The organism is Neorhizobium petrolearium, assembly GCF_029854435.1.
Lineage (GTDB): Bacteria > Pseudomonadota > Alphaproteobacteria > Rhizobiales > Rhizobiaceae > Neorhizobium > Neorhizobium petrolearium.
Genome location: NZ_CP123000.1, coordinates 1,992,147 through 2,016,077, shown reverse-complemented (window position 1 = coordinate 2,016,077; position 23,931 = coordinate 1,992,147). Strand labels below are relative to the sequence as shown.

Below are 23,931 nucleotides of genomic sequence, written 5' to 3'. Positions count from 1 at the left end.
CGTCAGGCGACCGTGAGCGAAAGCTTGCCGACGCCATCGATGCCGCAGGCGACCTGATCGCCGCGAACGATCGGGCCGACACCGGCCGGCGTGCCGGTCATGATCACATCGCCCGGCGCCAGCACGAAGAGCTTCGACAGTTCGGCGATGATTTCCGGCAGCTTCCAGATCATCTGGTTGAGATCGCCGGACTGTTTGCGCCCGCCATTGACCTCCAACCAGATCGCCCCCATCTGCGGATGGCCGATCTTCGCCGCCGGAACGATCGCTGAAACCGGCGCCGATTTCTCGAAGGCTTTCGCCGCCTCCCAGGGGCGGCTCATCTTCTTCGCCTTGTCCTGAAGGTCGCGGCGGGTGAAATCGATGCCGACGGCATAACCATAGACCTTGGAAAGCGCGTCCTCGACCGAAACATCCGCGCCGCCGCCGGAAAGCGCCATGACGAGTTCGACCTCGTAATGCACGTCAGAGGAAAGCGCCGGGTAGGGGAAGGTCTCGCCGTTATAAATGTTGTCGGCGTTCTTCTGGAAGAAGAAGGGCGGTTCGCGCGACGGATCGTGACCCATCTCGATCGCGTGGTCGGCATAGTTGCGGCCGACGCAATAGACCCTGCGCACCGGGAACTGTTCCGTCGCTCCCTCCACGTCGAGAAGAACGGGTTCCGGGGCGGGGATCACGGTGGCGCGCATGGCAGACATCCTGGAAAACAGAAAGACGGGGACGTCTTTGTCTTACAAATCGTTGCACAATCCTAGCCCCTTTCGGAGCGGCGGGGAAAACTGGCGAAGAATTTTTGTTTGCTGTATGGAAGCCGCAAACAGAAGGAATTTGAATGTACGCCGACGCGCTGAAACAGCACGGTAAGATTTTCGCAGTCGCTCCGATGATCGACTGGACGGACCGGCATTGCCGTTTCCTGCACCGGCAGCTTTCGAGGCATGCGCTGCTCTATACCGAGATGATCGTGGCGGATGCGATCATCCACGGGCCGCGGGAGAGGCTGCTCTCCTATTCGCCGGCCGAACATCCGGTGGCACTGCAGCTCGGCGGCTCGGATGCGGGAAAGCTTTCCGAAGCGGTGCGGATCGCCGCGGACTACGGCTACGACGAGATCAACCTGAATGTCGGCTGCCCGTCGGACCGGGTGCAGTCCGGCACGTTCGGCGCCTGCCTGATGCGCGATCCGGCGCTTGTCGCCGATCTGGTGGCAGCGATGAAGCAGGTCTCGACCGTGCCGGTGACGGTGAAATGCCGCATCGGCGTCGACGATCAGGAGCCGGCCGAGGTTCTGCCGGGTTTTCTCGACCGGATGATCGGGGCAGGGGCGGATGCAATCTGGATCCACGCCCGCAAGGCTTGGCTGCAGGGGCTTTCGCCGAAGGAGAACCGCGAGATCCCGCCGCTCGATTACGAGCTCGTCCATCGGATGAAACGCGAAAACCCGGATGTGTTCCTCGGGATCAATGGCGGCATTGCCGATCTCGGCCAGGCGGCAGGTCACCTTGCCGTGATGGACGGGGTGATGCTCGGCCGCGCCGCCTACCAGAATGCCGGACTGCTGGCCGGGGTGGATGAATTGATGGAGTTTGGTGCGGTCGAGAAGACTCGAACTGCCGATATCGACTGGCTCAAGCTGCGCGATACGATGATGGCCTATGCGGACGAGGTGATCGCATCCGGCGGAAGGTTGCATCACGTCACACGGCATATGGTCGGGCTTTTCCAGGGATTTGCCGGCGCACGCCGTTTCCGCCAGATCCTTTCCGCCGAAGCGACCCGCCCCGGTGCTGGGGTTGAGGTAATCGCGGCAGCATTTGCAGCGGTGGATATCGATGGCGGTCCTCGGGCTCAACCCGAGGAGAAAAGGCTGGCGGGGTGAGCCTGGGCAGTGCCCTTCTACAGGACACATTCATCCCTTGGTGATGGTCGAAAATTCGTTTCGGACGGGGCGCTGAAAGCTGCCTCTTAAGTTTTAGTTTTAGGTGACACCTCTCAGCGCCCCGTTCGGCGGTTTATGCCCGCGACTCCGGTCCCTCTGCGATGACGGGGTTTGTGGGAACTGTGGCGTGTCCCTCCTGAGCGGGAGAGTGTCATGCACGCTCTTTAGACTTACGGTGCCACGGCCATGACCACCGGTCCCGATTGCTCGGGGCACCGTCTTCCACCTGCGCCGCGCGGCCGGGCTTTCAAGGAAAACCCCCGGACGCCGCATGGCGCTGTCCCGTCACCCTCCAATGCCTCACAGGCACGCCCGGCGCATAATGCAAGGAAGCGAAACGAGACGTCGGTCCGACAGCGTCTCATCCGCCCCCACGTCGCCGGAGGGAGACCATTTTCCGCGGACCCCGAATGCAAGGACTTACGTCGTTTCCTCACACCCGGCGCCGGCCCCGCCTCACTGGCACGCCTGCCAGCGTATCCGATGCGGGACGGGGGAATTGTAGGCATGAGGCGGGAGGGCGGGGATGAACGAGGGCGATTTTTCCTGCCGATTTCTCGCAAGGCCTTGATTTGCCTCACCATACCCCCCTCTGCCCTGCCGGGCATCTCCCCCTCAAGAGGGGAGATCGCGAGCGGCAGGTTCTTCCCGCCAAACCGGCGATGGATCGAGTAGCAGCGCTTGTTGTTTCGGGAAGCCGGCGCGCTATTCGTTGATCTCCGGCTCGACAAGCCTTGCCAGGTTTTTCAGCGACTCCTGCCAGCCGAGATAGCAGGCTTCGGCCGGGATGACGTCCGGCACGCCAGCCTGGGAAATATCCATTTCTGTCCCGACCGAGACTTTCTTCAACGTCACGGTGACGTCCATCTCGCCAGGCAGGTTGGGGTCGTCGAACCTGTCCGTGTAGCGAACGCGCTCACCCGGAACGAGCTCGAGATATTCGCCGCCGAACGAATGGCTGTTGCCCGTCGTAAAATTGCGGAAGGACATCTTGAACTTGCCGCCGACGGTCGATTCAAAGTGATGCACGGTGCAGGTAAAACCGTTCGGGGGAAGCCATTTGGCGAGCGCGTCCGCTTCGATGAACGCGCGATAGACCTTTTCCGGGCTGGTGGCGAGGACGCGGTGCAGGCGTATGGTACTGGGCATGGTCGTGATCCTTCTGGATGGATGGAACGTACGACTCCAAGGACGGACGAGGCTTGGGTAATCCGACAAAGCCCAAGCCTGCCGTTGAAAATTTTCGGGATATCCTACTGCTGGCTTGCGGCTGACAACAGCGGCCGCGTCCATCTTTCCTCGCAAGAGAAGAGCGGGGGCGCCGCATTCGCCGCCCCCGGTTTGGTGTCCCAACTATTCCGCCGCCTCCGCGTAGGCCTCCATCGGCGGGCAGGTGCAGACGAGATTGCGGTCTCCATAGACGTTGTCGACGCGGTTGACCGGCGACCAGTATTTGTCGACCCTGAAGGCGCCAGGCGGGTAGCAGGCCTGCTCCCTGGAGTAGGGCCGGTCCCATTCGCCGACGAGGTCTTCCACCGTGTGCGGGGCGTTCTTGAGCGGGTTGTTTTCCCGATCCATCCTGCCTTCCTCGATAGCCCGGGCTTCCTCGCGGATCGCCAGCATCGCATCGCAGAAGCGATCGAGTTCGGCTTTGGGCTCCGATTCGGTCGGCTCGATCATCAGCGTGCCGGCAACCGGCCAGCTCATGGTCGGGGCATGGAAACCGCAATCGATCAGGCGCTTGGCGATGTCGTCCACCGTGACGCCGGCCGAGGTGCTGAGAGGGCGCGTGTCGATGATGCATTCATGCGCCACACGGCCGGCTTCCGACTTGTAGAGCACGTCATAGGCGCCCTTCAGCCGGGCGGCGATATAATTGGCGTTGAGGATCGCCACCTTGGTCGCCTGCGTCAGACCTTCGCCGCCCATCATCAGGCAGTAGGACCAGGAGATCGGCAGGATCGACGGCGAGCCGAACGGGGCGGCCGAAACCGCGCCTTCCCTGCCATCCGACTGAGGATGGCCGGGAAGATGGGCCGCGAGATGCGCCTTGACGCCGATCGGCCCCATGCCGGGACCACCGCCGCCATGCGGAATGCAGAAGGTCTTGTGCAGGTTCAGGTGCGACACGTCCGAGCCGATGTCACCGGGGCGGGACAGACCGACCATGGCGTTCATGTTGGCGCCGTCCAGATAGACCTGGCCACCATACTTGTGGGTGATCGCGCAGATCTCCTTCACCGTCTCCTCGAAAACGCCGTGGGTGGAAGGATAGGTGATCATGCAGCAGGAAAGGTCTGCCGCGTGTTCCTCGGCCTTGGCGCGGAAATCGTCCATGTCGATGTCGCCGTTCTCCCTCGCCTTGACCGGCACGACCTTCATGCCGGCCATCTGCGCCGAGGCCGGGTTGGTGCCGTGCGCGGAGGTGGGAATGAGGCAGACATTGCGGTGAGTCTCGCCGTTCGCGATATGATAGTTGCGAATGGTGAGCAGGCCCGCATATTCCCCTTGCGCGCCGGAATTCGGCTGCATGGAGAAGGCGTCGTAGCCGGTGATCTGGCAGAGTTTCTGGGAAAGATCGTCGATCATCTCCTTGTAGCCGAGAGCCTGATCGGCGGGGACGAAGGGGTGGATGTCGGAAAATTCCGGCCAGGTGATCGGCAGCATTTCCGCCGTCGCATTGAGCTTCATGGTGCAGGAGCCGAGCGGGATCATTGCCCGGTCGAGCGCCAGATCGCGATCAGAAAGCCGGCGGATATAGCGTGTCATCTCGCTTTCGGCGCGGTTCATGTGGAAGATCGGATGGGTCATGTAGTCCGACTTCCGGAGAAGCGCGTTCGGCAGACGGTATTCCGGCGTGAAGTCGGACACCTTGAAATTGCCGCCGAAGGCCCGCCAGACGGCTTCGAGCGTTGCCGGACGGGTTCGTTCGTCGAGCGACATGCCGATCCGCGTTTCGCCGACCTTGCGCAGATTGACGCCTTCAGCGACCGCGGCGCGCAGGACAAGGCCCTGCATGTGGCCCACTTCAACGGTGATGGTGTCGAAGAAGGTGTCGGGCTCGATCCGGTAGCCGAGCTTCTCGAGGCCCTTCGCCATCAGCACGGCCTTCTTGTGGACCTGCTGGGCGATCGCCTTCAGCCCGTCCGGGCCATGGAAGACGCCGTACATGGAGGCCATGACCGCGAGCAGAACCTGGGCGGTGCAGATGTTCGACGTCGCCTTCTCGCGGCGGATATGCTGCTCGCGGGTCTGCAGGCTGAGGCGGTAGGCGCGGTTGCCGCGACTGTCAACCGAAACGCCGACGAGGCGGCCAGGCATGGCGCGCTTGTGGGCATCCTTGACCGCCATATAGGCCGCATGCGGTCCGCCGTAACCGACCGGCACGCCGAAGCGCTGCGAGGAACCGATGGCGATATCGGCACCCATTTCGCCCGGGGATTTCAGAAGCGTCAGCGCCAGCGGGTCGGCGGCGACCGCCGCAAGCGCGCCGGTCTGGTGCAGGCGAGCGATCAGGCCCGAAAAATCGCGAACATGGCCGTGGGTGCCGGGATACTGGAAGATCGCGCCGAAGACGTCGACGGGATCGAGATCGGTCATCGGATCGCCGACGATGACGGTCCAGCCGAGCGGTGCGGCGCGGGTTTCGATGAGCGCGATCGTCTGCGGATGGCAGGCAGAATCCACGAAGAAGGCAGTCGCCTTGGACTTGGCCTGACGCTGGCAAAGTGCCATCGCTTCGGCAGCGGCGGTCGCTTCATCAAGCAGCGACGCGTTGGCGACATCGAGACCGGTCAGGTCGCAGATCATCGTCTGGAAATTGAGGAGCGCTTCGAGGCGGCCTTGGGAAATCTCCGGCTGATAGGGCGTATAGGCCGTGTACCAGGCAGGGTTTTCGAGGATGTTGCGCTGGATGACGGGCGGCGTGATCGTGCCGTAATAGCCTTGGCCGATCAGCGAGACGAACACCTGGTTGCGGTTGGCCGTCTCGCGTAGGCGGTCGAGCGCTTCGCGTTCCGTGAGGGCAGCACCCCAGGCAAGCGGCGTCTGCTGGCGGATGGAGGAAGGCACCGTCGCATCGATGAGCGCGTCGAGCGAGGGGTAGCCGATTACCTTCAGCATCTCGGTCATTTCGGCGGGCGAGGGGCCGATATGCCGGCGATTGGCGAAATCGTAGGGCTGGTAATCGGTGAAATGGAAATCCGTCCGGTCGCTCATGCGATCAGCTCCTGATAGGCGGCCTCGTCGAGCAGCGCATCGGCATCGGCGGGGTTCTTCAGCTTCAGCTTGAAGAACCAGGCGGCTCCTTGCGGATCGGAGTTCACGATCGAGGGATCGTCGACGATCGTCTGGTTGACCTCAATCACTTCGCCATCGAGCGGACAATAGACGTCGGAGGCGGCCTTGACGCTCTCGACGGTTGCGGCATTGCCGTCCTTGGAAAGCTGGCTGCCCACTTCCGGCAGTTCGACGAAAACGAGGTCGCCGAGCTGTTCGGCGGCGTGCGCGGTGATGCCGACGGTGGCGACATCGCCTTCGAGCTTCAGCCATTCATGTTCGGCGGTAAATTTCAGCATTAGTTTGTTCCTCTCGTGATGTGGTGCGAGCCGTTTGCCCCTCACCCTAACCCTCTCCCCGCATGCAGGAAGAGGGACTAGGCAGGCGTTGGCGGCATGCGTCCTTCTCCCCGTTTGAACGGGGAGAAGGTGGCGGCAGCCGGATGAGGGGCAATCTTGGCCATGGGTTCAACGTTTATATGTGGGGGTGATGAAGGGGAGCGCGGATACCGTAACAGGCAGGAATTTGCCGCGCACCTCCGCGAAAATCTGCGTGCCGGGGGCGGCATATTCCGTCGGCACATAACCCATGGCGACCGGGCTTTCGACCGTGGGACCGAAACCGCCGGAGGTGACCTCGCCGATCTCCGTCTTGCCCTCTGCATCGGCGAAAAGTCCTGAATGGCCGCGAACCGGCGCCTTGCCTTCCGGCCTCAGGCCGACGCGGCGACGCGAGGTGCCGTTCGTCAGTTCGTCGAGGATACGGTCAGCGCCCGGAAAGCCGCCGGCGCGCTCACCACCCATGCGGCGGGGCTTCTGGATCGCCCACTCGAGCGAGGCTTCGATCGGGCTGGTCGTGGTGTCGATGTCGTTGCCGTAGAGGCAAAGCCCAGCTTCCAGGCGCAGGGAATCACGGGCGCCGAGGCCGATCGGCTGACAATCCGGATGCTCAAGGAGCGCCTTGGCGATTCCTTCAGCCCTGTCGGCGGGAACGGAGATCTCGAAACCGTCCTCGCCGGAATAGCCGGAGCGCGAAATGATGCAGGCGGCGTCATGCAAGGAAGCGTCCCGGACATCCATGAACTTCATGGCAGTGACTTCCGGCCAAAGCTCGGCAAGCGCCGCCTCGGCGCGTGGCCCCTGGAGAGCAAGAAGTGCACGATCTTCGAGAAGCGTGACATCGCAGCCGGAAAGATGCGCCTTCATATACGCGACATCCGCTTCCTTGCAGGCCGCGTTGACGACGACGAAAAGATGGTCGCCGCGATTGGTGATCATCAGGTCGTCGAGAATGCCGCCATTTTCGTCGGTGAAGAAGCCGTAGCGCTGGCGGCCGGGCTTTAGGCCCAGGATATCGACCGGGACAAGGCTTTCGAGTAGACGCGCGGCATCCTCGAAGGCGGCGGTTTTGGCCTTCACGATCACCTGGCCCATATGCGAGACGTCGAAAAGGCCCGCGGCTGTGCGGGTGTGCAGGTGTTCCTTCAGGACGCCGGCAGGATATTGCACCGGCATGTCGTAGCCCGCAAAGGGCACCATTTTCGCACCAAGCGACAGATGCAGCGCGTGAAGCGGAGTTTTCTTAAGAGGGGTCTGATCGTCCAAGGGCGCCTCCAAGGTCTGGCGCACTTGTCGCGCCGGCTCAGTATCAGGCGCGTTGCCGCGCCGGTTCTTGAGCCCCCTCTGTCCCTTTCGCCTGAGATTGTTATCCCTTCGGCGAGCCCTTGCCTAACGGAAAGGCTTCTCTCCAGAGTCCTGTTGGCGCCCGCTGGTCCTTTTGCCTGAGAGTTTCCGGGGCGGTTGCTCCTTCGGCACCGCATTCAAGCGGCTTCTCCCAGCGAGTCTGGCGGTCATTATCGACCTCGCCCGGCATTTGGCAAGCCCCTCGTGTCGCGGGCAACATGATTTTTGTCGCAGCGCAGCAAACGCTATTTGATCTAATGCAAAGAAGCCGCATCGATCGCTGTTGTATGAGGCAGAAAGTGCTTTTGCACTTTTTCGCGATCTGGGTTATTCCGATGCCATTCGGACAGGCAGGACAATGATGGCAAGGCCCTCGACACCGGCGAATTTTCTGCCGACAGCGGCGAATTTTCTGCGCATCTTCTGCGCCGTCGTTCTGCTTTCGCTGGGATTTGCCCATCAGCCCGTCCAGGCGGGCGCACCGCTCGATTCTTACAGCGAAGCTTACCGGCTGCCGGACGGCACGTTCGCCGATATCTGCGCGGAAGATGTTCATCACGAGCGCCAGCCGGCGGCAAGGCCGGTCTGCGAAGTCTGCCTGCTGGCATCCTCTATTATCCTTCCTCCGCCAACCGACGAGGCATGGCTGGCCAGCGAACCAGCTTTTCTCATCAATCCGCTCCGCCAGTTCTCCCAGTTGCTCGGTACGACTGCCGTCGCCCGGCCGAAATCCCGCGCCCCGCCGCTTTCGATCTGATCCTTCTATCGGTTCAAGAGATCAATCGTATTCCCGGTCGAGCGGCAAAGAGCGCCGTCACCGGAAGGGGACATATCATGAAGACCATCACCAAACTCGCTCTCTCGGGCGCTTTCGCCACCGTCAGCATGGCCAACGCCCATGCGCATGCGACCTTCGCCAACCCTACCGCGGCGGAAGAAGCCACCTCCGTCATCGCGCTGCAGGTTCCGCATGGCTGCGACGGCAAGGCGACCACCGAAGTGCAGGTCAAGCTGCCGGAGGGTTTCGTTTTCGCAAAGCCGCAGCCGAAGCCGGGCTGGGAGCTGGAAGTCATCCAGGGCAACTATGCCAAGACCTATGACAACCACGGCAAACCCGTAACGGCCGGCCCCGTGGAAATCCGCTGGAAGAACGGCAACCTGCCGGACGCTTTTTACGACACCTTCGTCATCCAGGGTAAGGTCTCGGGTATTGCAGCCGGCAAGACGCTCGCTTTTCCGACGACCCAGCTTTGCAGCACCGACGGCAAGGTTGCGTGGGACCAGGTTGCGGCCGAAGGCGTTGATCCGCATTCGCTGAAAAGCCCGGCTCCAGCCCTGACCGTAACACCGAAGATGCCGGCGGGGCATGATCACGCCGCGATGGCGATGATGGCGGGCAACGGTGCAGCCAATCCTGCGAGCACCGCGGTCGTGAAGCTCGGCGATCTGGAGATCACCGGAGCTTTCACAAAGGCCATGCTGCCCGGCCAGCCGGTCGGCGGCGGATATTTCACCGTCAAGAACAACGGCCAGACCGACGACGTGCTGGTTTCTGCCACTTCGCCGATCGCCGGCACCGTGGAACTGCATGAAATGGCCATGCAGGGCGAAGTCATGAAGATGCGCAGGCTCGATACCGGCATAGCAATTCCGGCCGGCAAGACCGTCGAGCTGAAGCCCGGCGGGCTGCACATGATGTTCATGAAGGTGACGGCGCCGTTCAAGGCCGGCGGCGAAGTGCCGGTTACGCTGACCTTCGAGAAGGCAGGCAAGGTGGAGCTCAAGCTCCCGGTCGGTCCCTCGGCTCCTTCGGGCGTGCAGAACAACTGATCGAGAGATCCAGCAATCCGATCCGGAGGCCGCCTGTAAGCGGCCTCTTCTTTTTCTATCGCAAGAGTTTCAGGCTGCCGGTCAGCGATCTGATCCATTTCGACGGGCCGGCAAGGCCGAGACCGTCGATTGCCTCCTCCGCGAGGTTGCGTCCGGGGAAGGAGGCTTCGTAGTCCCTGTAATCATGCAGCGCCCGGGCGAAGGCCGGGAAGGGCACGACGGCGCGTTCTTCCGGCTGCGCCAGAGCACGCAGCAGAAGCGAACGGATCGCTTCGGTGTCCGCTTGCAGGATCGGCACGGGCCGATTGGAGCTGATGTCGATCGTGCGATTCTCGCGGTCGGTGAGCCGGCGGGCCGCAAGTGCCGGCATCGAGGCTCCGAGGCCGATCGAGATCGCTGCAACAGTATTGCTGAGGAGGCCGAGCGGCAGGGCAGGGTTGACGATGATGGCAAGGCGGATGTCGTCGATCATGGCGGTATCGGAAGCATTCTCTCAGGAAAGATGCAGGGGACAGTACCTTCAATTTGCGGGACGATCCTACCTATTGCTTTCGAATTTCAGCCCGATCGGGTAGAATATACCTCAATCACCCTGAAATAAGGTAGACATTCATGGACGCAACGATCGAACCGGCAGATGTGCGAATCCTGGAGGCCTTGCAGGAGGATGGCCGGTTGACCAATCAGGCACTTGCCGAAAAGGTCGGCCTCTCCACCTCGCCGAGCTGGCGGCGCGTTCGTCAGCTTGAGGAAACGGGCGTGATCCAAGGCTATAAGGCGGTGTTGGATCGAAGGGCGATCGGCCTTGGCGTGCTCGCCTTCATCCGGGTGAAAATCGACAGCCACAGCGCGGCCGAAGCAGAGGCCTTTGCAGCCGAAGTGTCGAGGCTCGACGAGGTGGTCGCCTGCTACAGCATTGCCGGCGACGCGGATTTCCTGCTGCAGGTGGTCTCGCCCGATCTCGACGCCTACGCGGATTTCGCGATGTCGACACTCAGGCGTCTGCCGCGCATCAAGGAGATGCAGACCACCTTCGTCCTGAAGGAGATCAAACCTTTCGATGGCTTTCCGCTGCGTTTCGCGGGTAAGTGAATCGAACAGATATCCTCAGTCTTCCAGATCGCGGTAGGCCGACTGCACGTGGTTGATTGAAACCTGCTGGCGCGGTTGCTGGCCGGCGTCCAACATATCCAGGGATACGGTGGGGGCAGGAACCATAAGCCGGATGTCGCCGGGATCGCTGGCATTCTCTGCCCGCCGGGCGTTACGTTCCGCATCAGCCTTGATGTCGGCCGCCTGATCCTTCGGCGATATGCGCCGTCCGGGCTTCAGGGCCTCGATCGCAATGGCGGCCGTATTCGCCGATATGCTGAGCACTAGTGTCATGTCGCCTGTCACTGCCTTTCCAGATAAAAAGGAAATAAGGCAGATCGGATTTGTTCCCATTTAACCAAAATGTCGGCATTTTATCCAATCATCGATTTTCTTTCCGGACTACAGAGCTTTTCATGAACAACATCCTTCTCGTCGCCCTTGGCGGAGCGATCGGCTCAGTCTGCCGCTATCTCGTCGGGATCTGGGCCCTGCGCCAGTTCGGCCCGGCCTTTCCGTGGGGTACGCTCACCGTCAATGTTGTCGGCTCGTTCGCGATCGGCTTCATGGCCGAACTCATCATGCGTCGCTTCGATATGTCCACGGACCTGCGGCTGTTCATCATCACCGGAATTCTCGGAGGCTTTACGACCTTCTCCGCATTCTCGCTGGACGTGATCTCACTCCTCGAGCGGGGAGCAACCGTCGCCGGGGCCGCCTATCTCGTTGCCAGCGTCGCGATCTCTCTCGGCGCCGTCTTCGGCGGGCTGGCGCTCGGGCGGGCAATGCTCTAAAGGGCAGGACAGACCCAAGAAGAATTAGAAAGAGCTTTGATGGCAGGCATCGAGCATATCCGTGTCGAGGCGGACGAGGCGGGCATGCGTCTCGACCGCTGGTTCAAGACCCGTTATCCGGGCCTCGGTTTTGGCCCACTGCAGAAACTTCTGCGCTCCGGACAGGTGCGCGTCGATGGCGGGCGCGTGAAATCCGATACCCGTGTTCAGCCGGGCCAGATGGTGCGCATTCCGCCGATCGAGGTGGATGCGAAGAAGACCGGGCCGATCGCGTCCAAGGAGCTCAAGCATTCCGGCGACGCCGAGCTTCTTTCACGCATGCTGCTCCACGAGGACGACAAGGTCTTCGTCCTGAACAAGCCGGCCGGTCTTGCGGTACAGGGCGGTTCCGGCGTGACGCGGCACATCGACAAGATGCTTGACGCCTGGGTGAGCGCCAAAGGCGAGAAGCCGCGGCTCGTGCACCGGCTGGATCGCGACACATCCGGCGTGCTGGTGATCGCCCGCACTCGCGGCGCGGCCCAGAAGCTGACCGCCGCCTTCCGCGAACGCGACACCAAGAAGACCTATTGGGCGCTGGTGAAGGGCGTGCCGCGCAAGCATGAAGACAAGATCTCCACCTGGCTCGTCAAGGAGCAGACGCCCGACGGCGACCGGATGCGGATCGCCAAGCACGGCGAGGAGGGCGCCGATCATGCGGTTTCCTATTACCGCGTGATCGATACCGCAGCACAGCGCCTTGCCTGGCTGGAGATGGAGCCGTATACGGGCCGCACCCACCAGCTCCGCGTCCATGCGCTTTACATGGGTCATCCGATCATCGGCGATCCGAAGTATTTCATCGACGATCCGAACTGGGATTTTCCCGGCGGCATTCAGAAGCGGCTGCATCTGCATGCGCGGCATATCGATATTCCGCATCCTGCCGGCGGCCGGCTGAAGGTGACCGCGCCGTTGCCGCCGCATATGGTGCAAAGCTGGAACCTGCTTGGCTTCAACGAAGTCGACGGCGAAAAAGAAGAAGACTGATGAGACTTGTTTTATTCGATTGCGACGGGACGCTGGTCGACAGCGCCGGCCTTATCCACGAAACCATGCGGCGCACCTTCGCGCAGTTCGGCAAGCCGGAGCCCAAGGTGGCGGATACCAAGTCGATCATCGGCCTGACGCTCGACATCGCGATCGCCCGCATGCAGGGCAAGCAGCATGCGGATCAGGAAGACGTCGACATGACGGCCTATTACAAGTCGCTGTTTTCCGTCGTCCGGCAGGATCTCAATTTCAAGGAGCCGCTGTTTCCCGGCATCCGCGAACTGATCGACGAAATCGGCCCCCGCAAGAACCTGCTGATTGGCGCGGTGACGGGCAAATCGCGACGCGGCCTTAATCTCGTGATGGAAACGCATGGTTTCGATAGATATTTCGTCGTGGGACGGACGGCCGACGATTGCCCATCCAAACCGCATCCGGCCATGGTGACAGAATGCTGCGATGAAACGGGCATACGACCGGAGGAAACTCTTGTCATTGGCGACGCCATTTACGATATGCAGATGGCAAAAGCCGCCGGGGCCAAAGCGGTCGGCGTATCCTGGGGTTATGCCTCGGTGGGCGAATTGAAAGAGGCGGGAGCCGACGCCGTCATCCATCACCCGAGCGAGATTCTCGCCCATATCGGCTGAGGTTTGTTTTCCATGCGTGACATTTTCCCGGACCCTTCCGACATGCTTAGCCATGCCGATCCGACACGGCGGGCGCAGATCCAGATGCAGAAACCGCTGCCGAAACGCTTCTACAAAGAGGTTTCGGTGTCTGAAGGCGAGGGCGGGCATGCGCTCCATCTCGACGGCCGGCCGGTGAAGACGCCAGCCAAGAACGCGCTCGTCGCACCGACCGAAAGGCTGGCGGAACTGCTGCGGGATGAATGGGCCGATCAGGTGGATGTCATCGACCCGCGCACGATGCCTGTGACGCGGCTCGTCAACACGGCGATCGACGGGATTGCGCCCGATACGCAGCCCGTCTTCGAGGATGTCCTGCGCTTTTCTTCAAGCGACATGCTCTGCTATCGCGCCGACAGCCCGGAAAATCTCGTCGTCCGCCAGAACGAGCAATGGGATCCGATCATCGACTGGGCGGCGAACGGGCTTGGGGCTCGCTTCATCCTGGTCGAAGGCATCATGCCACAGGAACAGCCGAAGGAGGCGATAGCCGCATTCGGGGTGACGCTCAGGAAATATGCCACGCCGATCGAACTGGCGGTGCTGCATACCGTCACGACGCTGACCGGTTCGGCAATCCTGGCGCTTGCCTTTGCGGAAGGCCGCATCACCGTCGACGAGGCCTGGGCGCTTGCCCATCTCGAAGAGGACTGGACCAACGAGCATTGGGGCGCGGATGCGGAGGCCGAGCATCGCCGCGCCAAACGGTTCGAGGAGATACAGGCGGCGGCGGCAGTTTTTCATGCGCTGAGGCCGGTCGCTTAAGGGTTCTCTAACCGTAATCGGGCACAAGATCGGGTCAGATCGTTTTCGGACCTCCCGATGCTCCGCCACGCCCTTCGCTTCGCTCTCATCGTATTAGCGGCCTTGCCACTCATGGCCTTCCGCATGCCGGCCGAAGACGAAAGGCGCGAAAAGCTACTCTACGACGTGCGCGGCGCATTCGTCACCGCGTGTCCCGATGTGCCGCAGGGCCTCGTCATCGCCACCGACATGCTGATCGACGAGGCGATCCGGGCGACGGTGCGGTCCATCATCCTGCCGCGCACCATCATCACCGTACGCATCGATACCGCGTCGCATGTTCCGCTCCTGATCGGCAGCCGGCACGAGGCGAGGGTGACGGTCCGGGCCATCTCCGTTGCGAGCGGCGAGCCGATCGCCGAAGGCAGCTTCAAGACCTCGATCTTCCTCTTCGATACGAACGAAGCAGATAGGGAACTTGCCGGCAGGATCGCGGAGCGCATCGCCGGCGAATTCAAGCTGGACGGTGGCCAGCGGCCGACAATCGCCAACGCGCTGTTTCCGTGAATCACGAAACGTATTTGTGCAGGATCGAATTGATCAGTGTCTGATAGGGCATTCCCATCTCCAAGGCCTTGGCCTTGAGACGTGCCAAATCTCTTTCCGGAATGGAGATCGAGATTCTCTGCCGCTTTCCTTCAATCATGTTGCGCGCGGCCTCCCTCCAGAAGCGCCTGCGCTCTTCCAGGTCACCAACCGGTACCCACTCGTCGGTTTCCGACAGGGCGATGATTTCTTCATCGCTCAGGTCAACGACTTTGCTTTTGCTCACGGCTTCTCACCCTTCAGATAGATGCGGGTCGCCTTCCTGCTCGGAAAAAAGGTCTTCAGGAATATCCCGTCTTCCGTTTCCCCATAGGGCACGACAAATGCGTAGGCTTCGATCTCGACCACCAATTGTCGCTGATGGGGATAACGTTCCATATTCGCATGCTGACGATCATCCGGGAGCTTACCATCGCTTAACGCGATGATGATCCTTTCGAAGCCGAAACCGAACTTCTGTTTGAGCAGATCATTCTTTTCATCCGACCACTGAATGTCCATACATATACAATATATATTTTGACCTGATGGAACTCAAGCGACTATCTCAATCGCTCCGCGTGCCAGCGGAGGTGATCGTCCATGAAGGTCGAGATGAAATAGTAGGAATGGTCGTAGCGCTCGTGCATCCTGAGCGTCAGGCCGATACCGGTTTCCTTGACCGCTTCCTCGAACAGCCAGGGACGCAGGCCGTTTTCGAGAAACCCGTCCGCCTTGCCCTGGTCGATCAGGAATTCGGGGAACCGCGCTCCGTCTTCCACCAAGGCGCAGGCATCATATCGGCGCCATGCGGCGCGGTCCGGGCCGAGGTATTTCTCGAAGGCGGGGACCGACCAGTCGGCGGTCGAGGGCTCGACGATCGGCGCGAAGGCCGAGCAGCTTCTGAAGCGATCCGGATTCTTCAGAGCGATCGTCATGGCGCCATGACCGCCCATGGAGTGGCCGAAAATGCCCTGACGATCCATGTCCACGCGGAAATGCTGGCTCACGAAAGCAGGAAGTTCTTCGGTACTGTAAGTGTACATCCGGTAGTTTTCGGCCCAGGGCTTTTCAGTCGCATCGAGATAGAAGCCGGCACCCTTGCCCATCTGCCAGTTGGTGAGTTCGTCCGGCACGTCGTTGCCGCGAGGGCTGGTGTCCGGGCAGACGACGATGAGGCCGAGTTCGGAGGCCATGCGCCGGTATTCGCCCTTCTCCATGACATTCGCATGCGTGCAGGTGAGGCCGGAGAGATACCAGAGGACGGGGCAGGGCTCATGGATGGCTTTCGGCGGCACGAAGACGGCGAAGGTCATCTCGCAGTTGCAGGCGTCGGACTGATGCGAATAGACACCCTGCATGCCGCCAAAGGCGGTGTTCTGGGACAGGATTTTCATGCGTTTCTCTCCTGAAGAACTCAACCCGCAAGCGAGACCACGGCATTGACCGCGGCAGCCACCAGCACGGTATTGAAGAAAAAGGATATGACCGCATGCGCAAGGTTGATCTTACGCATGGCGGTGGTGGTGATGGCGGTGTCGGACGTCTGGGCCGTCATGCCGATGACGAAGGAAAAATAGAGGAAATCGTAGGCGCCGGGCTCATCCGTCTCGGGAAAATCAAGACCGCCGCGCTTCGCTTCGTTCTCCTGCCGTTGCTCGTCCGGCCGCCAGTAAAGATGGGCGTAGTGCATGGCAAACATCATGTGGATCGTCAACCATCCCAGAAAGACCGATGCGAAAGCCAATGATATTTCCGTCAGGCCCGTCGGCCGGCCCCGGTTCAATGCTTCGAAGAGCGAGACCACGGCGGCCAGGACCGCAAGCAGCGTCACGGCAAGGATGACCGGCGCCGGCTCATCGTTGTTCTGCCCCTTCTGCCGCAATACGGAGCCGTCCAGCTTGGGGATACGGGCAGCCATCATGCCGAGATAGATCAGGAAGAAGACAATGACCGTGATGCCCGCCGCGAGATGCGGCACGTAAACGAACAGGACGGGCAGGCAGGCAAGTGCGGTGACAGTGCCGATGAGGAACGGTCCATGCCGATGATGCTTCAACCTTTGCCAGGAGCTCGGCATGGCGGTCTTTCCGATGTCTCACGCGCCTGATCTGGTGCGGCGGCAGAGCCTGTCCAGCGTTTCAAGGAATTTTGACCGGTCGCGGGCAGAGAAGGCAGCGTTATAGCCTTTACTCTCGCCGGTTTCACGCAAGTGAGCCCCAAGATCGCGCATCGCGGAGGCCATGCCGATATTGGTCGCGTCGAAGATACGACCGGTCGGGCCGGTCACATGGGCACCTTTGGCGACGCAACGGCCGGCAAGCGGCACATCGGCGGTTATGACGATATCGCCCTGGCCGGCGCGTTCTGCAATCCAATCGTCGGCGGCATCGAAGGCGCCGGAGACGATGATGTTATGGATCATCGGATCCCGCGAAGGGCGGAGGCCGGAATTGGCGACAAAACTCACCTCAAGGCCGTGGCGTTCCGCGACCTTGAGGATTTCCGGCTTCACCGGACAGGCATCAGCATCGACGTAGATCATGACGCTATCCCCTCAGGCGATAAAGCTGAGCGTGAAGGGAAGAAGCTATCACTCAGGCGGTTGCCGTTGTCTGGTCGTCGATCGCCGCGCCAGGTGCATTCTTCTGGATGGACTCGATCGCGGAGACGGCAGAAGCTTTGGCCGAATACCCCTCGGACGAGAACATGGTCTGGCCGTTTGGAGCCTTGAAGCGGAAACGGAACTCTCCGGCCTTATCCTTGTAGATTTCGAACTTGTACATCGTCTGCTCGTCTCCATTGATTGGAATCGGAATCATAGATTTGTTCGCTGCGATGGCAAGCGCGGCTCTGACAAGGTATGAGTGCCGCGCTTGCTAGATCACTACGCCGCGGATCGATTCGCCGCCACGCATTGGCGAAAAAACCTGTTGATATCTTCGAGCAGCATGACGCGGGTGGCCGTCGCCCGCGCTGTCGTGTTCAGCCGGAGGTTTTCGTACGAGTACGCTCGTGCAGATCTCTCACCTCCGGCGTCAGTGTCTCGCCGAAGTCGGCCAGTTCGTAGAGCGGCCGTATTTCGATCTCGCTCGGACCGGGCATGGGATTGGGGCAGCGTTTGACCCATTCGACAGCCTCCGCCATGTCCTTGACCTGCCACAGCCAGAAGCCGGCGATCACTTCGCGGGTTTCGGTGAAGGGGCCGTCCGTGACGATCCGGCTCACGCCGTCGAATGCGACCCGTTTGCCGGCCGAGGACGGTTTGAGACCTTCGCCGGCAAGCATGATGCCCGCGGCAGCCAGTTCCTCGTTATACTTCCCCATAGCCTCCAGGAGTTCGGTCGAAGGCAGGATCCCTGCCTCGCTGTCCTTGGTGGCTCTGACTATAACCATAACGCGCATCGTCTTCTCTCCTCTCGGTACAGAAGCCTTCATTGACTTCTGTACCGATGACGAACGAGGTGAGGTTAAGCAGACATTCCTGCCACGATTTTTTCCGAAACGCGGCTTTTCCGTCAGTAGATCACGACGCTGCGGATGGATTCTCCGCCATGCATCAGCTCAAAACCCTTGTTGATGTCTTCGAGCGGCATGGTGTGGGTGATCATCGGATCGATCTCGATCTTGCCTTCCATGTACCAGTCGACGATCTTCGGCACGTCGGTGCGGCCGCGCGCACCGCCGAAGGCGGTTCCCATCCAGCTACGGCCGGTGACAAGCTGGAACGGACGGGTGGAGATTTCCTGGCCGGCGCCGGCAACCCCGATGACGACCGACTTGCCCCAACCGCGATGCGAGGCTTCCAGCGCCTGGCGCATCGCCCTGGTATTGCCGGTGCAGTCGAACGTGTAGTCGGCACCGCCGATCTGGTCCGCGCCGCGCTTCGTCATGTTGACGAGGTAAGGCACGATATCGTCGCCGACCTCCTTCGGATTGACGAAATGGGTCATGCCGAAACGTTCGCCCCAGGCCTTCTTGTCGTTGTTCAGGTCCACGCCGATAATCATGTCGGCTCCGGCAAGGCGAAGTCCCTGGATGACGTTCAAGCCGATGCCGCCAAGGCCGAAGACGATCGCGGTCGATCCGATCTCGACCTTGGCAGTATTGATGACCGCGCCGATGCCGGTCGTGACGCCGCAACCGATATAGCAGATCTTGTCGAAGGGAGCGTCGGGATTGACTTTGGCGACAGCGATCTCCGGCAGGACGGTGTAGTTCGCGAAGGTCGAACAACCCATATAATGATGGATCTTGTCCTTGCCGATCGAGAAACGCGAAGTGCCGTCCGGCATGACGCCCTGGCCCTGGGTGGAGCGGATCGCCGTGCAGAGATTCGTCTTCCGTGACAGGCAGGAAGGGCATTCGCGGCATTCCGGCGTGTAGAGCGGAATAACGTGGTCGCCTTTTTTCACCGAGGTGACGCCGGGGCCGACGTCGACAACGATGCCGGCGCCCTCATGGCCGAGGATGGCCGGGAAGAGACCTTCCGGATCGGCACCGGAGAGCGTGAAATCGTCGGTGTGGCAGATGCCGGTCGCCTTGACCTCCACCAGCACCTCGCCGGCCTTCGGGCCTTCGAGCTTAACGGTCATCACTTCGAGTGGTTTTCCAGCCTGGACGGCAACGGCGGCACGGACATCCATCTTGTCTCTCCCTTAGGTACTTTTCGAATCCGGGCGGACCTTCGCACGGGGAGGTGCTGCGGCTCAAGCCGTAAGGAACCGCCCTCGGTCGGAATTGGTGAGCGTACTAGAACTCAATCAGCGGCACATGCGCTGCTGCATTTTTCGGCATCAGGCCCACAAGGCGCGGATCGTCGATGACTTCGACCATGAAGGCATAGGGCCGGAAGCCGGAACGCTGGTAGAATTTTACCGCAGAGGGATGATCGAAAGTGCAGGTATGCACCCAGAAGCGACGAATGGGACGTGACCAGGCGATTTCGATTGCACGATCCATCAGGAAGCGGCCGGCACCCTTGCCGATGGCGTCCGCGACGAGACCGAAGAAGGTCAGTTCACATTCGCTTTCTTCGCGGAAATCCAGTTCCAGCAAGCCGATGGCGCGATCGCCGTCCATCAGCCTGAAGACTTCGACTTGCGGATCCCTCAGGATGGCAGCAAGTTTGTCATCGGCCATGACGAGGCGGGAAACCCACATCCAATCCTCGCCGACCGCGCGGAAAAGCGCACGGTAAGCCTCTATCTCGGGAGATAGCCAGCGCTTGAGGACAAGCGATGCATCAGTCTCAGGTGCGGCTTTTGCAGGGGGCCGCGCAAACATTTCGAGTCGTGTCTCGACATTTGCGAGCTTGCCGGGCGGGACGGCGGAATAGCCGGAAGGAAGCGGAGGATTTTCGGTCTTCATGCCGCTTTGGAGCCAGTTCACGCTCGAATGTCAATGGCGTGGCTCTGGCGCGACAATCGACCGGCCGAAAGGCAAGCCCAGGGCAGTTTATGCGGCAACATGTTCGTCCAGAAGATGTCGGTCATCGATTGCCAGCCACCGCTTCGCGCGCAGCATCTCCTTCGGCCTTTCGACCATCACAACCGCCGCCATCATCTCGCGCCAGGCGGGATGGTGATCGGAGGGGGCGGCAAGGCGATCGATTTCGCGCAGCACCAGTGCTTCAAGTGGCGAAAGCACCAGCCGGCCGCGTTCCAGGGCACCGCGCAGGACGCGCCAGATATAGGCGAGATCGTAAGCCGAGATGCCTTCAGCAGCAGGACGGCCTGCGTGATAAGCGCCGCGGGGATCCGGTCCGAGAGCCAGGCGGACCTGATCGAGCACGAAGGCGGAAAGGCTTTCCGGCACTTCGGATGCAACTTCCATCGTGTGCAGCAGGAGTTCCAGTTCAAGAGCGGAATGGATGGCGCCGTCAGTGGTGATCGTGCGCATCAGCCAAGCCGCCTTGCCATCATCGATGACACCCTCTGGCGTACTTCCGTAGACGAGGAACATCGTCAGGCTCTCGATGAAGTAGGCGGTCCATTCAGGACCCGACTCGGGACAAGCCTCGTTCAGCGCAAAAAGCGCAAGCGCGTCATTGGAGGAGCGGATGCCATCTGGAAACGCGTATTTGCGCAGCATCAAAACATCGTCGGCCACGATCCGACCCTTCCCGGCGATGACGCATGCCGGAAAAGAAAAGCGGAACCCGCTCATCTTCCTCTCCCCGTTTCATCATGAAACTGCATGTGGAGCATACGGAAAAGAAGTTGAGAGTGCTGAAAGGAGCGGAGTTAACCGGCGTTCAAGGAAACCGTTAAAGGGCTTCGGCCTGTTTCGATTTGAGCCGTTCCCGCCAGATGATGAAGAGGCCGGAGGCGACGATGATCGCTATTCCGAGCCATTTGGAGGCCGTCGGAAAGTCGCCGAAGAGGGCGTATCCCAATACCGTTGCGGAGATGATCTCGAAATACTGGAAGGGTGCGAGCAGCGAAAGCGGCGCCAGGCGGAAGGCGCGAACGACCAGCAGGTGCATATAACCGGAGATCGAACCGAGCAGTATCAGCAGGAAAAGTCCGAACCAGGAGCCGGGAAGGGAAGGGGTGAAATCCGCCCCGCCCATACGGTCGCCCAGGCCGAGTGCTGCCGCCATGAAGAGCGTGCCGCCGACGCCCGCCATGGTCTGCATGACAAGCGGCGAATCGGCTTCGCCGATCGCCCGGTTCAGGAAGAGGTAAAGCGTATAGAGGAAGGCACAGATCACCGGCAGAAGCGCCGTCCAGCCGAAGATCGCATAGCTCGGCTGGATGACGATCATGGCGCCGCCGAAACCGACGACGATCGCCAACCAGCGCCGCCAACCGACCTTTTCTCCCAAAAAGATCGCCGACATCATGGTGAGCATGAAGGGCTCGACGAAATAGATGGCGAAGACGTCGGCGAGCGGCATGTATTTGACCGCGACGAAGAACATGAGGCTCGCCGCCGCATGCAGCACGCCGCGGAAGAGATTCATCCAGGGGCGCTTCGCCCTGAAGACGGCCGTACTGGTGAGGAGAACCAGCGGCAGGATGCAGACGAGCTGGAAAAAGAATCGGTAGAACGTCACCTGGCCGGGCGACATGGCCTCGAACGTCGCCATGTATTTGGCGATCGCGTCCATCGTCGGCAGGATGACCATGCAGGTGGCCATGATGGCCATGCCCTTCAAGGGATTTTCGGATGTGGACGGGGGCATGCCGGCGCTTTCGAAGAACAGTCTTCTTCAAATCACAGCGGGTGACGATCTTCAAGCGGCTGGCACATGGGGCGAAAGACAGGCCCGGACAGCAAAAAACCCGCCGAAGCGGGTTTGTCTGGTGCGGTCGAGAAGACTCGAACTTCCACGGGTTGCCCCACAGCGACCTCAACGCTGCGCGTCTACCAATTCCGCCACGACCGCATCGTGGTAGGTGCCGACTTGCGCCGGCGGGGCAGCATGTAGCAAAACGATTTCGCGGGCACAAGTGTGCCGTGACAGATTTTTGAAGGATAAAAATCGGCAGTTGAAATGCCTATATGGAAGCGGCCGGGAAACCGGCCCTTGCCGCCTCCCGTCGTTTTTGCCAGAAGACCTCCATGCTGACACGCACCGACCTTGATCTTTCCATGCTGCCGAAGCCCGGTTCTCCTCCCGTACGCTGGCGGATTTCCGATGGGCTCGTGCCTTATGAGGAGGCGGTGGCCGAAATGGAGCAGGAGGTTGCTGCGATCGCCGACGGGCGCGCAGACGAACTCGTCTGGCTGCTCGAACATCCACCGCTCTACACCGCCGGCACCAGCGCCAATTCCGCCGATCTCATCGAGCCTGACCGATTCCCGGTGTTTTCCACAGGCCGCGGCGGCGAATATACCTATCATGGCCCCGGCCAGCGGGTCGCTTATGTGATGCTGGACCTCAAGCGCCGGCGGCAGGACGTGCGCGCCTATGTGGCGGCGCTGGAAGAGCTGGTGATCCGCACGCTCGACATGATGAACGTGCGCGGCGAGCGGCGCGAGGACCGCGTCGGCGTTTGGGTACGCCGACCGGAAAAGCCGCGCCTGCCAGACGGCTCGATGACCGAGGACAAGGTCGCCGCGCTCGGCATCCGACTTCGCCGCTGGGTGAGCTTCCACGGCCTGTCCCTCAATGTCGATCCGGACCTTTCGCACTTCTCCGGCATCGTGCCCTGTGGGATCAGCGCCTATGGTGTCACGAGCCTCGTCGATCTCGGCCTGCCGGTGATGATGGCCGATGTCGACATGAGGCTGCGCGAGGCGTTCGAGGAAATTTTCGGGCAGACGATTTCGGAGCGGTAAGGAGAAGGCAATGGTGGAACTGAAAGTGAAGGCCCGCCCGATCGGCGCGACGGCGGTGCTCGGACGCACCGGTCACCCACAGGTGACAAGCGAGACGGACGGCCAGGTGGAGGTCGTGACGGGTGCTTCGGAACCAGGCTTCAATCCGCTCGACCTGATGTTCTCCTCGCTTGCCGCCTGCCTCGTGCTCAGCGGCCGGATCGCGGCAAGCAAGCTCGGCGTTCTCGACAAGCTTGCGGAGGTGAGGGCGCATGTGACCGGTGAAAAGGCCCATGAGGGTCCTTCACGGATTACCCGCTTCATCGTGGATTTCCGTGTCGAAGGGGATTTTGCCGTCGAGCAGAAGGCAGAGATCATCCACATGGCCGAAGAAATCTGCACCGTCAGCAATACACTGAAAAGCTCGCCCGAGTTTTCCGTCGAGATCGGTTAGTCTTCATCGGGAATGCGGCTGTCGACGCCCTCGAGCCGGAGATTATTGACGACGTGACGGACGCCGGAAACGCCCTGTGCCGTGCGAACGATCCTGTGGGAGGTCGCCGCATCGTCAACCACGCCTTCCAGCGTCACCCGGCCCTCGTCGACATGCACGTCGATCGAGTCCATATCGATCAGGTCGAGATTTTCGATCGCGTCCGTTACGCGCTCTTCCATATCATCCGCATCTTCAAGGCCTTCGGTGCCAGGATGGATGCTATCGACGACACGTTCCTCCAGACCGTCGAAATCCGCTTCGTCGACACGATAGCCGCGATTCTGCTCGGTATCGAAATTGGCAGCCGGCTGGCCATAGGCGGCGTTGTCGATCGGCCGGCCGTCTGCGCCGGGGTCATCGTCATAGGGCCAGCCCTCATCGATATTTCGGTCGTCGTAGTCGCGAAAATCTTCTTCGCGGGAAATGTCGTCAGCCTTTTTCTCGCCCGGCATGGTCATCTCCTGTCGCCTGCAATCCCGGCCCCGGCGCACTGCCTGGTGCG

30 protein-coding genes, 1 tRNA gene and 1 riboswitch are annotated in these 23,931 nt (G+C 61.1%); of the genes, 11 read left to right on the top strand and 20 right to left on the bottom strand.

The genetic code is table 11. The features are described 5' to 3' along the window. Positions 1 to 2: 2 nt before the first annotated feature. On the bottom strand, positions 3 to 689 hold the full coding sequence (locus QEO92_RS10330) for a fumarylacetoacetate hydrolase family protein (RefSeq protein ID WP_227702915.1): 687 nt from the start codon (positions 687 to 689) through the stop codon (positions 3 to 5). 143 nt (positions 690 to 832) lie between these two features. Here QEO92_RS10330 and dusA point away from each other — a divergent pair, with 143 nt between their 5' ends. Further along, a complete protein-coding gene (dusA, locus tag QEO92_RS10325) occupies positions 833 to 1,879 on the top strand; it encodes a tRNA dihydrouridine(20/20a) synthase DusA (protein ID WP_227702914.1) in 1,047 nt (348 codons plus the stop codon). Between the two features lie 765 nt (positions 1,880 to 2,644). On the opposite strand, the gene QEO92_RS10320 is transcribed toward dusA, so the two are convergent. The 4 genes from QEO92_RS10320 to gcvT all read right to left on the bottom strand — a co-directional run bounded on the left by QEO92_RS10320 (position 2,645) and on the right by gcvT (position 7,821). Then, positions 2,645 to 3,088, bottom strand: coding sequence for an SRPBCC family protein (locus tag QEO92_RS10320; protein ID WP_227702913.1), 444 nt, complete (start codon positions 3,086 to 3,088; stop codon positions 2,645 to 2,647). Positions 3,089 to 3,292: 204 nt separating this feature from the next. Then, entirely contained in the window at positions 3,293 to 6,157 is a 2,865-nt protein-coding gene (gcvP, locus tag QEO92_RS10315; protein WP_227702912.1) for an aminomethyl-transferring glycine dehydrogenase, read from the bottom strand. Beyond that, positions 6,154 to 6,516, bottom strand: coding sequence for a glycine cleavage system protein GcvH (gene gcvH / locus QEO92_RS10310; protein WP_037147092.1), 363 nt, complete (start codon positions 6,514 to 6,516; stop codon positions 6,154 to 6,156). Before gcvH ends, gcvP begins: the two co-directional genes overlap by 4 nt. Positions 6,517 to 6,684: 168 nt before the next feature. Continuing rightward, positions 6,685 to 7,821, bottom strand: coding sequence for a glycine cleavage system aminomethyltransferase GcvT (gene gcvT, locus QEO92_RS10305; RefSeq protein WP_037147088.1), 1,137 nt, complete (start codon positions 7,819 to 7,821; stop codon positions 6,685 to 6,687). A gap of 154 nt (positions 7,822 to 7,975) precedes the next feature. After that, positions 7,976 to 8,063: riboswitch (glycine riboswitch) on the bottom strand. A 194-nt stretch (positions 8,064 to 8,257) separates the two neighbouring features. On the opposite strand from gcvT, the gene QEO92_RS10300 reads away from it, so the two are divergent. Together QEO92_RS10300 and QEO92_RS10295 are read left to right on the top strand one after the other, a co-directional pair. Next, positions 8,258 to 8,656, top strand: a complete 399-nt coding sequence (locus tag QEO92_RS10300) for a hypothetical protein (RefSeq protein ID WP_152601053.1) — start codon at positions 8,258 to 8,260, stop codon at positions 8,654 to 8,656. 77 nt (positions 8,657 to 8,733) lie between these two features. After that, on the top strand, positions 8,734 to 9,729 hold the full coding sequence (locus tag QEO92_RS10295) for a copper chaperone PCu(A)C domain-containing protein (RefSeq protein ID WP_037147084.1): 996 nt from the start codon (positions 8,734 to 8,736) through the stop codon (positions 9,727 to 9,729). A gap of 55 nt (positions 9,730 to 9,784) precedes the next feature. Here the strand turns inward: QEO92_RS10295 and QEO92_RS10290 are convergent, their stop codons facing one another. Further along, complete coding sequence (locus QEO92_RS10290; protein ID WP_037147081.1) at positions 9,785 to 10,201, bottom strand: DUF2000 domain-containing protein; 417 nt, start codon at positions 10,199 to 10,201, stop codon at positions 9,785 to 9,787. 140 nt (positions 10,202 to 10,341) lie between these two features. Here QEO92_RS10290 and QEO92_RS10285 point away from each other — a divergent pair, with 140 nt between their 5' ends. After that, the gene (locus QEO92_RS10285; protein WP_037147078.1) at positions 10,342 to 10,821 is read left to right on the top strand and encodes an Lrp/AsnC family transcriptional regulator; all 480 of its coding nucleotides are present in this window, start codon (positions 10,342 to 10,344) and stop codon (positions 10,819 to 10,821) included. 15 nt (positions 10,822 to 10,836) lie between these two features. Here QEO92_RS10285 and QEO92_RS10280 read toward each other — a convergent pair whose 3' ends face one another. Then, positions 10,837 to 11,115 carry a hypothetical protein gene (locus QEO92_RS10280; RefSeq protein WP_152601052.1) on the bottom strand — a complete coding sequence of 93 codons (279 nt, stop codon included), beginning with the start codon at positions 11,113 to 11,115 and terminating at the stop codon, positions 10,837 to 10,839. Between the two features lie 122 nt (positions 11,116 to 11,237). Here QEO92_RS10280 and crcB point away from each other — a divergent pair, with 122 nt between their 5' ends. From crcB to QEO92_RS10255, 5 genes are read left to right on the top strand one after another with little or no spacing between them, the layout of a single operon-like run. Then, entirely contained in the window at positions 11,238 to 11,615 is a 378-nt protein-coding gene (crcB, locus tag QEO92_RS10275; RefSeq protein WP_037147076.1) for a fluoride efflux transporter CrcB, read from the top strand. 39 nt (positions 11,616 to 11,654) lie between these two features. Continuing rightward, positions 11,655 to 12,644 carry an RluA family pseudouridine synthase gene (locus QEO92_RS10270; RefSeq protein ID WP_037147073.1) on the top strand — a complete coding sequence of 330 codons (990 nt, stop codon included), beginning with the start codon at positions 11,655 to 11,657 and terminating at the stop codon, positions 12,642 to 12,644. Beyond that, positions 12,644 to 13,297, top strand: a complete 654-nt coding sequence (locus tag QEO92_RS10265; protein ID WP_037147070.1) for an HAD-IA family hydrolase — start codon at positions 12,644 to 12,646, stop codon at positions 13,295 to 13,297. Before QEO92_RS10270 ends, QEO92_RS10265 begins: the two co-directional genes overlap by 1 nt. Before the next feature lie 12 nt (positions 13,298 to 13,309). Then, entirely contained in the window at positions 13,310 to 14,101 is a 792-nt protein-coding gene (locus tag QEO92_RS10260) for an ATP12 family chaperone protein (RefSeq protein WP_037147067.1), read from the top strand. Between the two features lie 57 nt (positions 14,102 to 14,158). After that, complete coding sequence (locus QEO92_RS10255) at positions 14,159 to 14,647, top strand: hypothetical protein (RefSeq protein ID WP_227702911.1); 489 nt, start codon at positions 14,159 to 14,161, stop codon at positions 14,645 to 14,647. A 1-nt stretch (position 14,648) separates the two neighbouring features. Here the strand turns inward: QEO92_RS10255 and QEO92_RS10250 are convergent, their stop codons facing one another. The 12 genes from QEO92_RS10250 to QEO92_RS10195 all read right to left on the bottom strand — a co-directional run bounded on the left by QEO92_RS10250 (position 14,649) and on the right by QEO92_RS10195 (position 22,058). Continuing rightward, positions 14,649 to 14,912, bottom strand: a complete 264-nt coding sequence (locus QEO92_RS10250; RefSeq protein WP_227702910.1) for a DNA-binding protein — start codon at positions 14,910 to 14,912, stop codon at positions 14,649 to 14,651. Further along, a complete protein-coding gene (locus QEO92_RS10245) occupies positions 14,909 to 15,064 on the bottom strand; it encodes a hypothetical protein (RefSeq protein WP_227702909.1) in 156 nt (51 codons plus the stop codon). The genes QEO92_RS10250 and QEO92_RS10245 overlap by 4 nt, the downstream gene beginning before the upstream one ends. 164 nt (positions 15,065 to 15,228) lie before the next feature. Further along, the gene (gene fghA, locus QEO92_RS10240; RefSeq protein ID WP_227702908.1) at positions 15,229 to 16,062 is read right to left on the bottom strand and encodes an S-formylglutathione hydrolase; all 834 of its coding nucleotides are present in this window, start codon (positions 16,060 to 16,062) and stop codon (positions 15,229 to 15,231) included. A gap of 20 nt (positions 16,063 to 16,082) precedes the next feature. Beyond that, the gene (locus tag QEO92_RS10235) at positions 16,083 to 16,745 is read right to left on the bottom strand and encodes a DUF1345 domain-containing protein (protein ID WP_037147053.1); all 663 of its coding nucleotides are present in this window, start codon (positions 16,743 to 16,745) and stop codon (positions 16,083 to 16,085) included. A gap of 18 nt (positions 16,746 to 16,763) precedes the next feature. After that, positions 16,764 to 17,210: a YaiI/YqxD family protein gene (locus tag QEO92_RS10230; protein ID WP_037147050.1), complete on the bottom strand. Its 447-nt coding sequence runs from the start codon at positions 17,208 to 17,210 to the stop codon at positions 16,764 to 16,766. Positions 17,211 to 17,262: 52 nt separating this feature from the next. Then, positions 17,263 to 17,451, bottom strand: coding sequence for a YegP family protein (locus tag QEO92_RS10225; RefSeq protein ID WP_037148469.1), 189 nt, complete (start codon positions 17,449 to 17,451; stop codon positions 17,263 to 17,265). Positions 17,452 to 17,650: 199 nt separating this feature from the next. Beyond that, positions 17,651 to 18,070 carry a YciI family protein gene (locus QEO92_RS10220; protein ID WP_037147048.1) on the bottom strand — a complete coding sequence of 140 codons (420 nt, stop codon included), beginning with the start codon at positions 18,068 to 18,070 and terminating at the stop codon, positions 17,651 to 17,653. Positions 18,071 to 18,183: 113 nt separating this feature from the next. Continuing rightward, on the bottom strand, positions 18,184 to 19,311 hold the full coding sequence (locus tag QEO92_RS10215) for an S-(hydroxymethyl)glutathione dehydrogenase/class III alcohol dehydrogenase (protein ID WP_037147045.1): 1,128 nt from the start codon (positions 19,309 to 19,311) through the stop codon (positions 18,184 to 18,186). A gap of 106 nt (positions 19,312 to 19,417) precedes the next feature. After that, the gene (locus QEO92_RS10210) at positions 19,418 to 20,035 is read right to left on the bottom strand and encodes a GNAT family N-acetyltransferase (protein ID WP_037147042.1); all 618 of its coding nucleotides are present in this window, start codon (positions 20,033 to 20,035) and stop codon (positions 19,418 to 19,420) included. Positions 20,036 to 20,122: 87 nt separating this feature from the next. Continuing rightward, a complete protein-coding gene (locus tag QEO92_RS10205; RefSeq protein WP_037147040.1) occupies positions 20,123 to 20,833 on the bottom strand; it encodes a hypothetical protein in 711 nt (236 codons plus the stop codon). 100 nt (positions 20,834 to 20,933) lie between these two features. Then, positions 20,934 to 21,854, bottom strand: coding sequence for a DMT family transporter (locus QEO92_RS10200; protein ID WP_037147038.1), 921 nt, complete (start codon positions 21,852 to 21,854; stop codon positions 20,934 to 20,936). A 119-nt stretch (positions 21,855 to 21,973) separates the two neighbouring features. Further along, positions 21,974 to 22,058, bottom strand: a tRNA-Leu gene (locus QEO92_RS10195). Positions 22,059 to 22,234: 176 nt separating this feature from the next. On the opposite strand from QEO92_RS10195, the gene lipB reads away from it, so the two are divergent. Both lipB and QEO92_RS10185 read left to right on the top strand, forming a co-directional pair. Further along, complete coding sequence (gene lipB / locus QEO92_RS10190) at positions 22,235 to 22,954, top strand: lipoyl(octanoyl) transferase LipB (RefSeq protein ID WP_037148467.1); 720 nt, start codon at positions 22,235 to 22,237, stop codon at positions 22,952 to 22,954. A gap of 10 nt (positions 22,955 to 22,964) precedes the next feature. Continuing rightward, on the top strand, positions 22,965 to 23,387 hold the full coding sequence (locus QEO92_RS10185) for an OsmC family protein (protein WP_037147037.1): 423 nt from the start codon (positions 22,965 to 22,967) through the stop codon (positions 23,385 to 23,387). Here QEO92_RS10185 and QEO92_RS10180 read toward each other — a convergent pair. Continuing rightward, on the bottom strand, positions 23,384 to 23,881 hold the full coding sequence (locus tag QEO92_RS10180) for a BON domain-containing protein (protein ID WP_227702907.1): 498 nt from the start codon (positions 23,879 to 23,881) through the stop codon (positions 23,384 to 23,386). The two genes, QEO92_RS10185 and QEO92_RS10180, sit on opposite strands and share 4 nt — an antisense overlap. Positions 23,882 to 23,931 lie beyond the last annotated feature (50 nt).

Bases quoted from the DNA above. Each gene is read 5' to 3' on its own strand.
- gcvP (WP_227702912.1), bottom strand. From the start codon at position 6,157: ATGAGCGACCGGACGGATTTCCATTTCACCGATTACCAGCCCTACGAT.
- QEO92_RS10230 (WP_037147050.1), bottom strand. From the start codon at position 17,210: ATGATCTACGTCGATGCTGATGCCTGTCCGGTGAAGCCGGAAATCCTC.
- QEO92_RS10245 (WP_227702909.1), bottom strand. From the start codon at position 15,064: ATGGAACGTTATCCCCATCAGCGACAATTGGTGGTCGAGATCGAAGCC.
- crcB (WP_037147076.1), top strand. From the start codon at position 11,238: ATGAACAACATCCTTCTCGTCGCCCTTGGCGGAGCGATCGGCTCAGTC.
- QEO92_RS10210 (WP_037147042.1), bottom strand. From the start codon at position 20,035: ATGAAGACCGAAAATCCTCCGCTTCCTTCCGGCTATTCCGCCGTCCCG.
- QEO92_RS10185 (WP_037147037.1), top strand. From the start codon at position 22,965: ATGGTGGAACTGAAAGTGAAGGCCCGCCCGATCGGCGCGACGGCGGTG.
- gcvH (WP_037147092.1), bottom strand. From the start codon at position 6,516: ATGCTGAAATTTACCGCCGAACATGAATGGCTGAAGCTCGAAGGCGAT.
- QEO92_RS10300 (WP_152601053.1), top strand. From the start codon at position 8,258: ATGATGGCAAGGCCCTCGACACCGGCGAATTTTCTGCCGACAGCGGCG.
- QEO92_RS10225 (WP_037148469.1), bottom strand. From the start codon at position 17,451: ATGTACAAGTTCGAAATCTACAAGGATAAGGCCGGAGAGTTCCGTTTC.
- QEO92_RS10180 (WP_227702907.1), bottom strand. From the start codon at position 23,881: ATGCCGGGCGAGAAAAAGGCTGACGACATTTCCCGCGAAGAAGATTTT.
- QEO92_RS10205 (WP_037147040.1), bottom strand. From the start codon at position 20,833: ATGAGCGGGTTCCGCTTTTCTTTTCCGGCATGCGTCATCGCCGGGAAG.
- QEO92_RS10285 (WP_037147078.1), top strand. From the start codon at position 10,342: ATGGACGCAACGATCGAACCGGCAGATGTGCGAATCCTGGAGGCCTTG.
- QEO92_RS10235 (WP_037147053.1), bottom strand. From the start codon at position 16,745: ATGCCGAGCTCCTGGCAAAGGTTGAAGCATCATCGGCATGGACCGTTC.
- dusA (WP_227702914.1), top strand. From the start codon at position 833: ATGTACGCCGACGCGCTGAAACAGCACGGTAAGATTTTCGCAGTCGCT.
- fghA (WP_227702908.1), bottom strand. From the start codon at position 16,062: ATGAAAATCCTGTCCCAGAACACCGCCTTTGGCGGCATGCAGGGTGTC.
- QEO92_RS10290 (WP_037147081.1), bottom strand. From the start codon at position 10,201: ATGATCGACGACATCCGCCTTGCCATCATCGTCAACCCTGCCCTGCCG.
- QEO92_RS10280 (WP_152601052.1), bottom strand. From the start codon at position 11,115: ATGACACTAGTGCTCAGCATATCGGCGAATACGGCCGCCATTGCGATC.
- QEO92_RS10270 (WP_037147073.1), top strand. From the start codon at position 11,655: ATGGCAGGCATCGAGCATATCCGTGTCGAGGCGGACGAGGCGGGCATG.
- QEO92_RS10255 (WP_227702911.1), top strand. From the start codon at position 14,159: ATGCTCCGCCACGCCCTTCGCTTCGCTCTCATCGTATTAGCGGCCTTG.
- lipB (WP_037148467.1), top strand. From the start codon at position 22,235: ATGCTGACACGCACCGACCTTGATCTTTCCATGCTGCCGAAGCCCGGT.
- QEO92_RS10320 (WP_227702913.1), bottom strand. From the start codon at position 3,088: ATGCCCAGTACCATACGCCTGCACCGCGTCCTCGCCACCAGCCCGGAA.
- QEO92_RS10330 (WP_227702915.1), bottom strand. From the start codon at position 689: ATGCGCGCCACCGTGATCCCCGCCCCGGAACCCGTTCTTCTCGACGTG.
- QEO92_RS10295 (WP_037147084.1), top strand. From the start codon at position 8,734: ATGAAGACCATCACCAAACTCGCTCTCTCGGGCGCTTTCGCCACCGTC.
- QEO92_RS10260 (WP_037147067.1), top strand. From the start codon at position 13,310: ATGCGTGACATTTTCCCGGACCCTTCCGACATGCTTAGCCATGCCGAT.
- QEO92_RS10220 (WP_037147048.1), bottom strand. From the start codon at position 18,070: ATGCGCGTTATGGTTATAGTCAGAGCCACCAAGGACAGCGAGGCAGGG.
- QEO92_RS10215 (WP_037147045.1), bottom strand. From the start codon at position 19,311: ATGGATGTCCGTGCCGCCGTTGCCGTCCAGGCTGGAAAACCACTCGAA.
- QEO92_RS10265 (WP_037147070.1), top strand. From the start codon at position 12,644: ATGAGACTTGTTTTATTCGATTGCGACGGGACGCTGGTCGACAGCGCC.
- QEO92_RS10200 (WP_037147038.1), bottom strand. From the start codon at position 21,854: ATGCCCCCGTCCACATCCGAAAATCCCTTGAAGGGCATGGCCATCATG.